Source organism: Flavobacterium zhairuonense (assembly GCF_004352915.1).
Lineage (GTDB): Bacteria > Bacteroidota > Bacteroidia > Flavobacteriales > Flavobacteriaceae > Flavobacterium > Flavobacterium zhairuonense.
Genome location: NZ_SJSY01000065.1, coordinates 16,932 through 34,295, shown reverse-complemented (window position 1 = coordinate 34,295; position 17,364 = coordinate 16,932). Strand labels below are relative to the sequence as shown.

Below are 17,364 nucleotides of genomic sequence, written 5' to 3'. Positions count from 1 at the left end.
TTATGAAATTTAAACAAATAATAGCTTTATTGGCAATATTTACGCTGGTTGGCTGTACAGAAAATTTTGACGAACTGGAAAAAGATCCGGTGGCGTTATCTGCAAATCCTGCAGGACAACTTACGTTTGCACAATTGTGTATGTCTGGTGACGGTTATTACCAATGGAGAGCCAACTTGATTTATTCAGGAGGATTTGTACAACATTATGCAGGTGCATGGAACGTAACAGAGTTTGGAAGTAAATTCAAGAAAAATGATGATTATGCTACTGCTTTATGGAGAAATGGTTACGCCAACGAATTAAAAGGAGTTGTAGATATTATTGAGAAAACTTCTAGTGATCCAACTTTAGTAAATATGAATGCTGTAGCAAAAATTATGAGAGTAATGATTATGCAGCGTGTTACAGATCTTTATGGTGATTGTCCTTATTCAGAAGCTGGTTTGGGTTTCTCGAAGGGAATAGTTACGCCTAAATATGATAAGCAACAAGATATTTACAATGCGTTTTTTAAACAATTAGAAGAAGCATTTGTACAGTTGAATGATGGTGGAGGTGCCATAAAAGGCGATCAATTTTATAATGGTGATGTTTCAAAATGGAAAAAACTTGCTAATACAATGCGTTTGCGTTTGGCAATGAGGATTTCAGAAGTAAGTCCTGCGGAAGCTGAAAAACAAGCAAAAGCGGCGTTTGCAAATGGCGTTTTCCAAAGCAATGCCGATAACTGTTTCATGAAATGTTTGGATTACCCTTTTAATGATACACCAGGTGCACTTGATTTTAGAGGAAACGGACTTTCATATGCTTTCATTGGAAATGAAAACGGAGATCACTTTAGTTCATTAATGATTGATTTTTTAAGAAACAATGGTGATCCAAGATTGACAATGCTTGCTACTCCTAAAACAGGAAGTTCAAATTGGGGACCTCCAGGTCCAGGCGAAGAACTTTATGTTGGTAATACGCCAGGAGTTTTTCAATGGGAAATGCCAGGTGGATCTAATGCAATTTCAGGAATTCAGCCTTATCTAAAATTAAAAACAACTCCTTTTTTACATGTTAGTTATTCAGAATCACAGTTATTATTGGCCGAAGCCGCTTATAGAGGTTGGGTTACAGGCGCTGCTTCTGATTATTATAAAAAAGGAGTTGAGGCTGGTATTAGACATCTTGCAATGTATGGAGCTACTTTGCCAACTCAAGCAGCGATAGATACTTACTTAACTAATAAACCTTTGGTTGCAGGAAAAGAGAAGGAGCAAATTGCAACACAACTTTGGGTGACTTATTTATTAAATAGTATTGAAGCGTATTCAAACTGGAGAAGAACTGGATTTCCAAAATTATTGCCTATTACAAACCCAGATTCTGAAACGGGTGGCGTTGTGCCAACGCGTTTGTATTATCCAAATGACGAAGCGCAGAAAAATGGTGTGAATTTCCAAGAAGCTGTGGCTAGAATGGGCGGCAAAAATGAATGGACAAACAAAGTTTGGTGGGATGTAAACTAAGTTAAAATCTCAAAATAGAGTTATGCCTAATAAGGTATTATTTCAATCTAATTAAAATTAAAAACAATCTGTTTAAATTAAAAATTATGATCAATAATAAAGCCTTATTAGGCATTCTTTTCTTTATAACTTCGTTTGCTTCGGTTTACAGCTGTACTTCTCAAAAGGAATCAGATGATGATAAACAATCAAAAACAGCTAGAGTTATTGGTTATTTATCCTCAGATAACATTAACAAAATGACTTCAATTCAGTTTTGCAAATTAACACATCTGAATGTTGCCTTTGCAAATCCTGATAGAGACGGAAATATCATTTTTACAGGTGATATTGATGCTCTTATTAAATATGCTAAATCTGTTAATCCTAATATTGTTATTAGTATTTCTTTAGGAGGAGGCGTCATTTCAGCAGAACAGGCTTCAAATTGGTCTTGGCTTATTGATAAATCCGAAAACAGGCCAGCTTTAATTCAAAGCATAATAAATTTTGTAGAGCTTCATCATTTAGATGGCGTTGATGTTGATCTCGAATGGGATGCTGTAACAACTGGTTACAGTGGATTTGTTATAGAATTAAAAAAGAGTCTTACAGAGCATAAAAAATTAATGACAGCCGCATTGCCAAATAATACTCGTTTTGAATACATCAGCAATGCAGCTTTAAATGCATTCGATTTTTTGAATATTATGGCTTATGACAGTACTGGTCCTTGGACTCCAAATAATCCTGGTCAGCATAGTTCTTTTGATTTTGCCAAAAGCGGAATTGAATTTTGGCATAAGCAACAAAACGTTCCAAGCGAAAAATTGACACTTGGCGTACCTTTTTATGGTTATAATTTCACCTATTCTAATGTTACAAGTTCTACTTACGGCCAAATTGTTGAGGCAGGAAAACAATTTGCAGATCTTGATGAATTAGGAAAGATATATTATAATGGAAGACCAACTATTCTCAAAAAAGTAGAATATGCTGCTCAAAACACGGGCGGAATTATGATTTGGGAACTTTCTCAAGATTCTTTTGACGAATATTCTTTATTAGATGTTGTTCATAAGAAGCTCAGTAGTTTAAAAATTAAAACTACAAGTCTTTGTAATAACTAAATATACTAACAACACTATTTTTCAGATAATCTGTAAAATAAAAAAAACGGCACAAAACTTAAAATTTTGTTAAAGCAAAGGTCTGAAAAAGATTTTAGGTTGCTTTTTTTTGATTTAAGTTATTGTTTTTTAAATAGTTGTGAAATTTTTATATTTTTTATTAAATAAGCTAATATGTTGAATATAATGCTGTCTAATACTTAAAATACAGAGATATTTTGGTTTGAAAACGTTTTCGCAAAACGCATTATTGAATGTTTTATGTCGTTTGTTTAAAGTTTTGGGTTGTTTGTATAATTTATTTTTTTTAACAATGCCTTAAGAATAATTTTACGTCATAACTAACAAAATAAATAAACATGAAAAAAATTTTCTTAATCTTTATGATTGTTTTTACGGCGCAAGTTTCGCTTGCTCAGGTAAAAAATGTTAAAGGTGTGATTACAGATTCTAACGGAATGCCGTTGCCTGGGGCATCTGTTTTGGTACAAGGAAGTCAAAAAGGAACTACTACCGATTTTGACGGATTGTACACGATCGAAACACAAAAAGGACAGACATTGGTTTTTAGCTATGTAGGTCTTGAAACACAAAGTATAGTGGTTGGCGATGCTACTACTATTAACGTAAAAATGGTTAATGCATCTTCAAATGCTTTAAGTGAAGTTGTAGTAACTTCATTAGGTTTAAAAAGATCAAAAAAGACGCTTACTTATGCAGCGCAAGAGGTAAAAGGTGATGAGGTAACAAGAGTTAAAGATGCCAACTTAATGAACAGCTTATCTGGAAAAGTTGCAGGTTTAATTGTTGGAAAAAGTTCTGCTGGAGCTGGTGGAGCTGTAAAAGTAACTATTCGTGGTAACTCTTCTGCAACAAACAATCAGCCTTTATATGTTATTGATGGAATTCCAATGTTGAACTCTAATTCTGCTCAAGCGAATCAAGTTTTTGGAGATACAGCTGGAGGAAACAGAGACGGTGGAGATGCAATCTCAATGATGAACCCTGATGACATTGAATCTATGACAGTTCTTAAAGGAGCTTCTGCAGCTGCTTTGTACGGTTCTCAAGGAGCAAATGGTGTAATCGTTGTAACAACTAAAAAAGGAAAAGAAGGAAAAGTAACTGCAGCTTATAATGCGAGTGTTTTTGTTGATAATGTAGTTTCTTTACCTGAGTTTCAAACTAATTATGCAGCAGCGCCATCATCTGACAAAACTTGGGGTCCTGCTAAAAGCTCTCCAGACCATGTAAAAGATTTTTACAATACAGGTCTTACTATGATCAACTCTGTATCTGTAAATGGTGGATCTGATAAAATGTCAACAAGCCTTACTTATGCTAATACAAAAGTTGATGGAGTAATTCCAACAAATGAGTTCAAGAAAAACAATATTGCACTTCGTCAAAGCGTTAAATTATTTGATGATAAAGTAACTGTTGATGGTGCGATCTCATATACTGAGCAAAAAATCATAAACAAGGCTACAAACGGATTGTATTTCAATCCATTGACTGGAGTTTATTTATTTCCAAGAGGAAATGATTTTAACGATTATTATAGAAACTTTGAAGTATTCGATCCTGCAAGAAACTTGATGACTCAAAGATGGCCATCTGCAACATCGGATATTATTCAAAACCCAGGTTGGATTTTAAACAGAAACCAATCTATTGATAAAAATCAATCTTTAATTACTTCTGCAGCTATTACTTATAAAGCTAACGAATGGTTGAGTATTAAAGCAAGAGGAGGATATAATAAATTTGACAATATTTTTGACAAAAAAATGTATGCTGGTACAAATGAAACATTGGCACCATCTACAGGAAGATACATTTATTCAGATAGCGAAAGCTCTCAGTTATATGGAGATTTGATTGCTACTATCAATACAAAATTCAGTGATGATTTCTCATTCAGCGCTAACATTGGTACAAGTATCACAAAATCTACAATCAACGATGCTTACATAAGTGATTCAGGTCAAAAAAATGGACTTGTGAATGCAAACTGGTTTAATACAGGAAACTTTGTATCTGCAGAAAGAAACGCACATACAATTGGAGGTAAAAAAGAAGTTCAGTCTCTTTTCGCAAGCGCGACAATTGGTTATAAAGACATGATCTATCTTGACTTGACAGGAAGAAATGACTGGTCATCTACTTTAGTAAATACAGATAATTTAAGTTTCTTCTATCCATCTGTAGGTTTATCAGCTGTTTTGAGCCAAATGGTAACATTGCCAGAGTCAATTAGCTATGCAAAAGTTAGAGCTTCATTTGCTCAAGTGGGTAATGATATCTCTCCTTTCTTGACTTCACCAGTAAATACTTTGGTTGGAGGTATTGTAACGGCTCCAATTGTTGGACCACAACCTGGAACTTCATTGAAACCAGAAATGCAAAACTCTTATGAGTTTGGTACAGAATGGAGATTCTTGAACAACAGATTAGGATTTGATTTTACATACTACCATAACGAAACTAAAAATCAATTAATCACTTCTCCAGCTCCAATTCCAAATACTACAGGATATACTAACTATGCGTTTAATGCAGGAAGTATCAGAAATAAAGGTTTTGAGATTACTGTAACTGGTAAAGCAGTTCAAAATGATAACTTTTCTTGGGATCTAGGATTGAACTATGCTTCAAATAAAAATACAGTACTTGATCTAGGTTCAGGTGCAAATGGAGAGGTTAATACAGTTATCTTGACTAACGGAGATCCAAATAGTTACAGATACGTTATGAAAGAAGGACAACCATTCGGAACAATTCAAGGAAAAGATATTGTAAGAAATGCACAAGGTCAAATCTTGCTTGATGATGCTGGACGTATTCAAAAAACGGATTGGGTAGATATGGGAAGTTCAAATCCTGATTTTATGTTAGGTTTCTCAAACTCATTCAAATACAAAAAAATATTCTTAAATGTGCTTATTGACGGAAGATTTGGTGGAAATGTAATGAGTATGACTGAAGCAATGCTTGATTCTTATGGAGTATCTAAAGCAAGTGGTGATGCAAGAGACGCTGGAGGTGTTAAAGTTAATGCTGTAAAACCTGACGGAACAGCTGTAACGACAATGAATGCACAAGATTACTACAGCCAAGTAGGTGACAGAGCAGGAGCTACAGGAGAATATATGTACAAAGCTACAAATATTAAACTAGGAGAACTTTCGTTAGGTTACACTTTTGATTTCAGCAAAACTTCAATTTTCAATGCAGTGAATGTTTCTCTTGTTGGTAAAAACTTATTTTTCTTCTACAAAGATGCTCCGTTTGATCCAAACGTAACATTAAGTTCAGGAGAAGGATTGCAAGGTGTTGACATTTTTGGATTGCCTTCAACAAGAAGTATAGGTGTTAATTTAAATTTAACTTTCTAAAATAATTTTAATAAAAGGACAAAACCTTTTGGTTGTTGTAAGATCCTTGTTTGTTGATTGAATGAAAATAATGTAAAATAACAAACAATGAAACCCTTAAATGGGTTGGCTTATAAATCAGTAAAAATGATTTTAATTAACGATAAAAATTCACAGATGAAAAATAAATTATTAATATTAGGTTCAGTTTTAGCTCTTTCATTAAGTAGCTGTACAGGTGACTTTGAAGATATAAATACCAACGAGACTGGTTTTAGCAATACACAGTTAGAACAAGATTTTAACCAAGTAAAAGCACCTCTTAAAACAATGCAGAGAGGAATGTATATCTTGGTTGCTGATGATTGGCAGGGTGATATTCAGTTTAACTTAAATGCTGATATCTTTTCAGGATATATGGGAACGCCTCACGATTTTGAAGGTAATGCAAACAATTCAACTTACGCTCTTTTAGATGGATGGAATGGTGCTGAATGGGTTCAGAAGTATCAAAAAGAGATGGTTAATGCATATAATCTTGAGAAATTAACAAAAGATAAATATCCTCAATTTTATGCTTGGTCTCTTATTTTGAAAGTTTATGCAATGCATAAAACAACAGATTATTACGGGCCAATCGTATATTCAGGTTTTGGAAATCCTGATGGAACAACTCCGTATGATTCACAACAAGCAGTTTACAATCAATTTTTTGCAGAGTTAAAAACTGCAATCGATATTTTAACTCCAAAAGCTGCAGATGCTTCTGCTACATTTTTCCCTTCAGGAGATGCTACAGATGGAACTACAGCAGCTGGAAATATTCAGAAATGGGTAAAATTTGCTAACTCTTTAAGATTACGTTTAGCATTGCGTATTTCTAATATTGATCCTGCAAAAGCAAAAACAGAAGGTGAAGCGGCATTGGCTGGTTTAGGAGTAATCACTTCTAATGCTGATAACATGGCTTACATTGCTGAGCATCCTGTTAAAACATATACTGGTCCTTGGGCAGATATTAATGCAGGTGGTGCTATTACTTCTATCATGAATGGTTATAATGATCCAAGAAGAGCTACATTCTTCTATACAGGTACAGGTGGTATTTATCAAGGTATCAGAATGGGAACTATTGTTGATGCTAATTACAGAACTGCTAAAGCAGATTTATTCTCTAAAGTTGGACCAATTGTTGAAAACAATTTGATTCCTTGGTTTAATGCATCTGAATCTTATTTCTTAAAAGCTGAAGCAGCATTAAAAGGATGGAATGTTGGTGGCGGTACTGCTCAGTCATTCTATGAGGCAGGAATTGCAACTTCTTTTGCTCAATTAGGTGCAGGAAGCGCTTCTGCTTACATTGCTGACGATACTTCAATGCCAGCAAATTTTACAGATCCATTAAATGCGGCTAACAACATTGCAGCACAAAACTTAGTAACTGTAAAATGGTCTGATGCAGCGTCTAACGAAGTGAAACTTCAAAAAATCATTACTCAAAAATGGATCGCTGGTTTCCCTGATGGTCAAGAAGCTTGGGCTGAAACAAGAAGAACTGGATATCCAAAATTATTCTTGCCAGCAAATAATTTCTCAGGAGGGAAAATTCCAGTTGGAACATTCGTGAGAAGATTGAATTTCTATGTGAATGAGAAAACTTCTAACCCAACAGGTTATGCGCAAGGTGTTCAGCTTTTAGGTGGCCCTGATACCGGAGCAACAAGACTTTGGTGGGATACTGGAGTTAACAAGTTCTAAAAAGACATAAAGATTAAAAGGATTTAAGTTTGGTTAGTAATTGAAAATGGTATAAGTAATGAGAGTTACTTATACCATTTTAAAAAGCCAAAATTGTACATACCAAAAAAAGAAAAAAAATGAAAAGTGCTTTAGAAATAAAACCTGATATCAGTTATAAAAGCGCCGGTAAATTTGAAGAAACGAGATTTGAGAAAATTCATAACGAAATCTTCAAAAGTTCAGCAGAAGCTTCAATAATTGTAGCGCAGGAAATCGCTCAGTTAATCAGATCTAAGCAAGAAAAAAATAAATCTTGTGTACTTGGTTTGGCAACAGGTTCTTCTCCTATAAAAGTATATGAGGAACTAGTGAGAATGCACAGAGAAGAAGGATTAAGCTTTAGTAATGTGATTTCTTTTAATTTGGATGAGTATTATCCAATGTCAAAAGAAAACAATCAGAGCTACCATTATTTCATGCATCAGCATCTTTTTAATCATATTGATATTAAACCTGAAAATGTTAATATTCCGGATGGTACAGTTGCAATCGATGAATTGAATCAATACTGTATCGATTATGAAATGAATATCAAACAGGCTGGAGGTCTTGATTTTCAGTTATTAGGAATTGGACGAACTGGTCACGTTGGTTTTAATGAACCGGGTTCACACGTCAATTCGGGAACACGTATTATTACTTTGGATCATATTACCAGAGTTGATGCATCGTCAGATTTTAATGGTATAGACAACGTTCCAAAACGTGCAATCACGATGGGAGTTTCAACCATTATGAGATCAAAACGTATTGTATTGATGGCATGGGGACAAAACAAGGCTGATATTATTAAAAGAACTGTTCAAGGTGATATTAGCTCAGAAGTTCCTGCTACATTTTTGCAGAATCATCCAAACGCTACTTTTGTTTTAGATCAGTCGGCAGCATCAGAATTGACTCGTTTCAAGACACCTTGGCTTGTTGGTGAATGTATTTGGACACAAGAATTAAAAAGTAAAGCAATTGTTTGGTTGTGCCAAAAAACAAAACAATCGATATTGAAATTGACAGACCGTGATTACAACAACAACGGAATGTCTGATCTTTTGGCGCAAGAAGGTTCTGCTTATGATTTGAATATCAATATGTTCAATGTATTGCAGCACACGATTACAGGATGGCCTGGAGGAAAACCAAATACAGATGATTCACATCGTCCGGAAAGAGCAAATCCAGCCAAAAAAAGAGTTATTCTTTTCAGTCCGCATCCAGATGATGACGTGATTTCAATGGGTGGAACTTTTTCAAAATTGATAAAACAAGGTCATGATGTGCATGTTGTGTATCAAACCTCAGGAAATATTGCCGTTACAGATGATGAAGCACTAAAATTTGCTGAAGTAGCTAGTGATTTTGTTGGAGAAGGCAAATCAGATATCAATTTCAAAGCGGTAATTGATTTTCTAAACAATAAATCGGAAAACCAAATAGACTCTCTTGAAGTTCGAAAATTAAAAGGACTTATTAGAAGAAGAGAATCTTATGGAGCAACAAGATATATTGGTTTAAAAGACGAAAATACGCATTTCTTAGATCTTCCTTTTTATGAAACTGGGCAGGTTAAAAAGAATCCGCTTGGTCAAATAGACATTGATATCGTAAAAGATATTATTGCCAAAATAAAACCACACCAAGTATTTGCTGCTGGAGATCTTGCCGATCCGCATGGGACACATGAGGTTTGCTTGAATGCAATTTTTGCAGCAATGAAAGAATTAAAGTCTGAAAAATACATGGATGACTGCTGGTTGTGGCTTTATAGAGGAGCTTGGCACGAATGGGATATACATGAAATTGACATGGCAGTTCCGTTAAGCCCATCAGAAGTTTTATTAAAGCGTCATGCTATTTTGTACCATCAATCTCAAAAAGACCGAGTTATGTTTCAAGGGAACGACTCAAGAGAATTCTGGGTTAGGGCAGAAGACCGAAATAAAAACACAGCAGTTCTATATGATGAACTAGGTTTGGCAGAATATGAAGCAATTGAAGCCTTTAAACGCTTCGATTATTAGATTCAAAACCAAATCAATTACAGAATTCAGAATGATCTTATAGCGATTAGTGAGGTTCAATAGAAATCACTCTGAGTTTTGTTTCTATTATCAATTTATTGTTATCTCAGCGGTAACATTTTTCAAAAAGAATAAAATGAAATATTTATTAGTCTTACTATTTGCAGGTTTAACATCTAGTGCTCAAGTTCAAAAAGAGCAACTAAATTTAATGCCTTGGCCTCAAAGTGTTGTTTTAAATGATGGCAATTTTGCTTTAAACAAAAACTTTAAAGTAAATATTACTGGAAACCCAAATCCAAGAATTTTTGGAGGAGTTACTCGTTTTTTGCGTCGTTTGGATGGACGGACTGGTATGTTTTTCTCTCAAGGTTTTATTACAAAATTAAATGAGGTTCCGTCAGCAGAACTTCAAATCAATTGCACTAAAAGCGGAAAAATTGGTTTGTATGAAGATGAAAGCTATCATTTAGATATCAAACAAAATAAGATTACAATAAACGCAACAAGCGATTTAGGAGCTTTGCATGGTCTTGAGACTTTATTGCAAATGTTGCAGAATAACAATACATCATTTTATTTTCCGAATTCGCAGATTTCTGATTTTCCTCGTTTTACATGGAGAGGATTGATGATTGATGCTTCAAGACATTTTCAGCCAATTGATGTTATCAAAAGAAATATCGATGGATTGGCAGCTATGAAAATGAATGTTTTTCATTGGCATTTGGTCGATGATCAAGGCTGGAGAATCGAAATGAAAAAACATCCAAAACTGATTGAAAAAGCATCAGATGGATTGTATTATACACAAGAGGAAATTAGAAATATCGTAAAATATGCTGATGAGCGCGGTATTTTAATAGTTCCAGAAATAGATGTTCCGGGTCATGGTTCGTCAATACTTACTGCTTATCCAGAAATTGGCAGCAAAGTAATTACGGTGACTGGCGGAACTTCCGAAAAAAATATTCAAGGTACAGCAATCGCTACCTATGGAATTGAAAGAAATGCGGGTATTTTTTCACCAACATTAGATCCTTCAAATCCTAAAACATATCAATTGTTAAGTGAAATTTTTGATGAGGTTTGCCCACTATTCCCAGGCGCTTATTTTCATATTGGGGGAGATGAGAATGAAGGAAAAGACTGGGATGCAAACCCAAAAATTCAAGAATTCAAGAAAAAACACAATTTAGCCACAAACCACGAATTGCAGACTTATTTCACAATGCAATTGGCTCCAATGCTTAAAAAACATGGAAAACAATTAATGGGTTGGGAAGAAATTTTAACTAAAGATCTTTCGAAAGAAGCAATTGTTCATTCTTGGAGAGGAGCAAACGAAGGGATGGCTGCTGGACAATCTTTGGTTGATGCGGTGAAAAAAGGCTATAAAACAGTATTGTCAAATGGCTTTTATATTGATTTGATGTACCCAGTTGAAAGTCATTATTTGAATGATCCAATGCCAAAAGGAGCTAATTTGACAGCTGATGAAAAAGCAAGAATCTTAGGAGGTGAAGCAACCATGTGGACAGAACTTGTAACTCCTGAAACAATTGATTCGAGAGTTTGGCCAAGAACAGCTGCAATTGCAGAAAGGCTTTGGTCAGCAGCAGATGTTGTTGATGTTGCAAATATGCGCAAACGTCTTAATGTGGTTTCGTTCAGACTTGAGGAAGTTGGACTGACACATATTCGTAATAAAGGAGTAATTCTTAGAAATATTGCAAACAATCAAGATATCAATATCTTAAATGAATTCTCAAATGTTTGCGAACCGCTAAAAGGTTACACAAGAAATAAAGGCGGAACAGAATATCAAATGTATTCTCCATTGACACTTTTTGCAGATGCATGTGCGGCTGATGCTAAAGATGCAATCAGTTTTAATGAAGCTGCAACACAATATGCAACGAATAAAACTCCAGAAAATAAAGCAAAAGTTACCGCATTTTTAACAAAGTGGATTGCTTTGAATAACGGGTTAAATGAATTAAGTGCAAATGCACCTTTAATACAATCGATTCTTCCTTTGGCTAAAAGATTAAGCGATGCGTCAGAACAAGTTTTGTTGTCTCTTGATAATAAATCGACTTTGAAAGCAGAAGATTTGAAGAAATTGATTGAAGATTGTAATACAAAAGATTTCGCCGATGTTGAGTTGGCAGTTTACACAGGATTAAAGAAATTGATATAAAATTTGGTTTGAATTAGTATTTTTTTGAGTTGCCTCTATTGTTTAAAAAGGTTTGATTGTCTCTGCCAGAACGATCTGGCAGAGGTAATTAAAATTGAGCTTGAATGATACTATTAAACCTTCCAAATAAAAAAATAACCACTAACGGAGTATTAACATTTAAAAAACCAAATAGAGAGAATAGCATAAAACATGACAAAAATGAGTATAGATTGATGATTAGTCCCAAATTTATCATTTGTATTTAAGATTAATTTTTTAAAAATTATAAATAAATATCAATCACTACTATTTGCTAATGATTATGAAAAATCAGTAATAGTAATATTTATCTATAGAATTTAATTTGAGTTATTTCCAATCGACGCAGCCTTCCAACCTGTGTTGAGCGAAACCCAGCAGCAAAACTGCTTTGGCCCAATTATTTATTTTCTATTAACCAATATCTATTAATTATGAAACATTATTACAGATTGCTCTTTTTGTTATTGTTTCCCTTACTTGCGTTGGCCCAACCAGCCCACGGAAAAAAAGTAGTAGGGTATTATGCGCAATGGTCTATTTATGCCCGGGATTTCAACGTTCCGAAAATTGATGGAAGTAAGTTGACGCATTTAAATTATTCTTTTTATGGTACAACGTATGATCCGGCACATCCGGAGAATACAAAATTAAAATGCTTGGATACCTATGCTGATTATGAGCATATGGAAGGTGGAATCCCTTGGGATGCTCCAGTAAAAGGAAACTTTTATGACTTAATGAAGCTTAAGCAAAAGTATCCTCATTTAAAAGTTTTAATTTCTGTTGGAGGATGGACAAAAGGCCAAGATCTTTCGCCAATTGCTGCAAGTCCAGTGGCAAGAGCTGCTCTAGCGGCAGATATGGCAAACTTCATTGTTACTTATCCGTTTATTGATGGTTTCGACATCGATTGGGAATATCCTCTTTCAGGCGGAACTGATGGTACAGAAGTAGTGAATGGAGCGCCTGTTCCTCCACAAAAATACAGTCCTGATGACAATAAAAATTTAGTGCTTTTATTAAAAGCAATGCGTCAGGCAATGCCAAATAAGCTGATTACAATCGCTGCTGGAAACAATGTTCGAAATGTAGCGAAGCAATATTTAGGCCCAAACAACAGATCACAATACGGAATGACTGAAGATATTTCTACATATTGCGATTATATCACTTATTTTGGATATGATTTTGGAGGAAACTGGTATGACAAAACATGCTACAATGCTCCTTTATATGCAAGCGGAAATCCTAATGACCCGTTATATGGTGCAACACAATCCGAATCATTGGATGAATTGACAAATCAATATTTAAACGTAATCGGTTTCCCTGCAAATAAATTAATCATGGGATTGCCTTTTTACGGAAAAAAATTCGATCACGTTGCTACTAACTCAACAAACGGATTATTCGTTTCAGCTCCAAGAGATATAGTTGGAGGATGTACAAATCCGCAAAACCCTATCGGAACTTGGGATGGCTCTGGAGCATGTGAGCGTTCGGGAAGTATTGAGATTTGTGATTTAGTTGGAAATCCGGTTACAAATTCACATGCTTATTTAGATCCAAGTACGATGCAGGTAACAGCATCTGCATCTGCAGCAGGATGGGTAAGATATTTTGATAATACTACTAAAGTTCCTTATTTATATAATGCGACTACAAAAGAGTTTATTTCTTATGAAGATAAACAATCAATGGATTTAAAAGTGCAGTATATAAAATCTAAAAACTTAGCTGGAGGAATGATTTGGGAATTATCTCAGGATACCAGAGGCTCAATTCCGAATTCACTCTTAACTCAGGTTGATACTTCTTTCGGAAGCGTCGTTCCGGGAACAGTAAGTATTTCGGGTTCTGTAAAAAACGGATCAGCTTTAGTTGCAGATGTTACAGTTGAATTACGAAATGCAAGTAATGCTGTTATTCAAACAGTAGTTTCAACTAATGGAAATTTTGCATTCAACAATTTAACTTCGGGACAAAATTATACATTGACTGCTTTAAAAGCGACTTATACATTTACTCCTGTAACTTTAACAAACGTCACGGTAAATCAAACTTCAGTTGTTATTAACGGAACACAACCAACTTATACCGTAAGCGGAACAGTTCTTAACGGAAGCACAGGAGTTTCTGGCGTAACTATTTCTGCAGTTTCAGGAAGCACAACATTAACTGCAGTTTCAAATGCAAGTGGCGTTTACAGCGTTGCAGGTTTAACAGCTGGATTAAATTATACAGTTACTGCTGCAAAATCTGGATTCTCATATACTCCGGCTTCAACAGTTTATAATGCAATTGATTCAAACAAAACGTTGAATTTCACTCAAGGAGCGGCAGTTGTAACTTATACCGTAAGCGGAACAGTTCTTAACGGAACAACTCCGGTTTCTGGCGTAACAGTTACAGCGTCTTCTACAGCAGGAAATGTTGCTACAACAACTAATTCAAGTGGAGTTTATTCATTGACTTTAGCTTCTGGCGGAAATTATACAGTAACTGCAGCTTTAACGGGACAAACATTTACACCAGCATCAACGGTTTATTCTAATTTGAATGCGAATAAAACATTGAACTTTGCACAAGATGTTGTTGTAAGCACAAATAAAATCAGCGGAACAGTTAAAAACGGAACAACTCCGGTTGCTGGTGCTAAAGTTGAAATAGTTTTACCATGGACAGACAGCACACACAATTGGAAAAGCGTTATTGCTGCAACTGATTCACAAGGAAAATACAGTTTTGATAATTCTGTAATAGCAGGTTATACAACGGTTACAAGTTTGAAATTGAATACTTGGGAAAATGGGGAAGTAAATTACTATCCAAATAACTTGGCAAATTTTGCAGTTCCTGCAAATCCAACGGTTTACAATTTTAATACAAGTTCAACGGCTAAATCAGCATTGGCGGCAGCCACAAACTTAATAAGTGGATCAGTTAAAAACGGAACTACTCCAGTTTCTGGTGCAAAAGTCGAAATCGTTTTGCCTTGGACAGATAGCACGCATAATTGGAAAAGTGTTTTAGCAACAACAGATGCATCAGGAAATTATAGCTTTGATAATTCAGTTGTAGCAGGTTATACTCAAATTTTAAGTTTGAAATTAAACACATGGGAAAATGGTGAAGTGACTTATTATCCAAATAACTTAGCCAATTTTGCTGTTCCAACAACGCCAACGATTTATAATTTTAATAGACAAGCGGTAGTTGAGACTAAACCAGTAGTTGCCATTACAGCGCCAACAGCTTCTACGATTGCTATAAATTTAGGGGTATCAATTAATTTTGTTGCAAGTGTTGGATTAAGTGCTTCTGATGCTACTACAATTTCTTCTGTGGTATTTAGTTTAGACGGACAAAGCATAAGTGCAACAAATTCTTCGGGAACTTATACATCAACTTGGACTCCTGTAGCAAATCAGTTTTCTCAAAGCCATACGTTAACTGTAACGGCTACTGCATCAAATGGACAAACAGATTCAAAAACATATAGTTTTACATTAACTTGTTCAGGTGCAAACTGTCCAAATACACTACCAACAATTACTTGGGTTTCACCATCGAATACTACTGTAACCCAAAGTACTTTTCAAGCTGTGCCAATTTCCGTTACAGCTGTTGATAGTGACGGATCAGTTTCAGGTGTTACTATTACCATAAACGGAGGTACATTTAATATGACAGCAGGTACAAATAATACTTACACGTATAATTTCACACCATCTGCTTATCAGGATTATCCGGTCGTAATTAAAGCAACTGATAATAAAGCTGCTGTAACTACACTAAACAATACTATTAAAATTGCTCCAGTGAGCACTAATAGATTCATCCCGCTTCCGTCTAAAATTATTTTAGGGTATGCACATTCTTGGGAGAATACTTCAGCACCATTTTTATATTTTTCTCAAATGGTAGGAAAGAAGTTTAACGTAGTGGATTATTCTTTCGTAGAAACCGTTAATCGCGATGGTTATACGCCAGTATTAACTACAAATGATAATAGATATTTGACCAATGGTGTTTTTAATAAACAATTGTTGAAAAATGATATCAAGTCCTTAAGAGACAGTGGCGTTCCTGTTATTGTTTCTATTGGAGGTCAAAACGGACATGTTGTTTTGGACAATGTAACTCAGAAAAATATTTTTGTTAATGGCCTAAAAGCAATTATTGACGAGTATCAATTTGATGGAGTTGATTTGGATTTTGAAGGCGGATCGATGAATTTCAATGCAGGAGGATTAAGAGATATTTCTTATGCAGGGATTTCTGCTTATCCAAGACTAAAAAATATAGTAGATGCCTGCAAAGAATTAAAAGCGTACTATGGCCCTGGATTTTTATTAACTGCAGCTCCAGAAACACAATACGTACAAGGAGGATATTCGACTTATACCGATACTTTCGGTTCGTTCTTGCCAATTATTCAAAACTTGCGTAATGAATTGGATTTATTAGCAGTGCAATTGTATAATACAGGAGGAGAAAACGGATTAGATGGCCAATATTATGGAACAGCTAAGAAATCAAACATGGTTACAGCTCTAACTGATATGGTAATAAAAGGTTATAATATTGCTACAACAGGAATGCATTTTGATGGTTTGCCAGCCTCAAAAGTTCTTATTGCACTACCGGCTTGTCCAAGTGCAGCAGGTAGCGGTTATTTAACACCGACAGAAGGAATTAATGCGATGCATTATTTAAGAACCGGAACTACTTTTTCGGGAAGAACATACACGATGCAACCAGGCGGACCATATCCTTCTTTAAGAGGTTTAATGACTTGGTCTGTAAACTGGGATGCTTCTTCTTGTGGAAATTCATCTGAATTATCTAATGCTTATGCAGCATATTTTGCATCGCAATCAGCAGCAAAAACTTTAGCTCTTGGCGATATTTCAGTGAAAAATGGCAATACTGTAACTTACTTTAAAAATGATGCTTTATCGGTTTCAAATGAAGTAGAAGAAATTGCTCAAGTTGATGTATTTAACACAATTGGACAAACTATTATAAGCCATAAGAATATTCAAAACAACAAAGAAATAGTGCTTTATAACCAAAGTTTTTCAACGAAACAATTGTTTATAGTTGTTGTGACAGATAAGTCAGGAAACAAAAAATCATATAAAGTAATGAACTTTTTAAACTAGAATAAAATGGTTGAAAATTTAGAAATAAAAAATTGGGACGGTTAAAATTGAGTTTGGTTATTTATTTTTTAATCTAATTTTTATTTCAAATAAATGCTGTGAATTAAGGAGATTTGTTATTTGGTTTTCTCCTTGACAAGCGCATTATGAA

7 protein-coding genes are annotated in these 17,364 nt (G+C 34.8%); all 7 read left to right on the top strand.

Features of this window, described 5'->3' with window-relative positions; genetic code table 11:
* The first annotated feature begins 2 nt into the window (after positions 1 to 2).
* The 7 genes from EYY60_RS03625 to chiA all read left to right on the top strand — a co-directional run bounded on the left by EYY60_RS03625 (position 3) and on the right by chiA (position 17,213).
* Positions 3 to 1,517, top strand: coding sequence for a SusD/RagB family nutrient-binding outer membrane lipoprotein (locus tag EYY60_RS03625; protein WP_132988043.1), 1,515 nt, complete (start codon positions 3 to 5; stop codon positions 1,515 to 1,517).
* Positions 1,518 to 1,603: 86 nt separating this feature from the next.
* Positions 1,604 to 2,626: a glycosyl hydrolase family 18 protein gene (locus tag EYY60_RS03620; protein ID WP_132988042.1), complete on the top strand. Its 1,023-nt coding sequence runs from the start codon at positions 1,604 to 1,606 to the stop codon at positions 2,624 to 2,626.
* A gap of 359 nt (positions 2,627 to 2,985) precedes the next feature.
* Positions 2,986 to 6,024 carry a SusC/RagA family TonB-linked outer membrane protein gene (locus tag EYY60_RS03615; protein ID WP_132988041.1) on the top strand — a complete coding sequence of 1,013 codons (3,039 nt, stop codon included), beginning with the start codon at positions 2,986 to 2,988 and terminating at the stop codon, positions 6,022 to 6,024.
* Between the two features lie 156 nt (positions 6,025 to 6,180).
* Positions 6,181 to 7,761, top strand: coding sequence for a RagB/SusD family nutrient uptake outer membrane protein (locus EYY60_RS03610; protein WP_132988040.1), 1,581 nt, complete (start codon positions 6,181 to 6,183; stop codon positions 7,759 to 7,761).
* Positions 7,762 to 7,880: 119 nt separating this feature from the next.
* Positions 7,881 to 9,818 (top strand): glucosamine-6-phosphate deaminase, encoded by a 1,938-nt coding sequence (nagB, locus tag EYY60_RS03605; RefSeq protein ID WP_132988039.1) that lies wholly within the window; start codon positions 7,881 to 7,883, stop codon positions 9,816 to 9,818.
* 136 nt (positions 9,819 to 9,954) lie between these two features.
* A complete protein-coding gene (locus EYY60_RS03600) occupies positions 9,955 to 12,021 on the top strand; it encodes a beta-N-acetylhexosaminidase (protein ID WP_132988038.1) in 2,067 nt (688 codons plus the stop codon).
* 455 nt (positions 12,022 to 12,476) lie between these two features.
* The gene (chiA, locus tag EYY60_RS03595; protein ID WP_132988037.1) at positions 12,477 to 17,213 is read left to right on the top strand and encodes a T9SS-translocated chitinase ChiA; all 4,737 of its coding nucleotides are present in this window, start codon (positions 12,477 to 12,479) and stop codon (positions 17,211 to 17,213) included.
* Positions 17,214 to 17,364 lie beyond the last annotated feature (151 nt).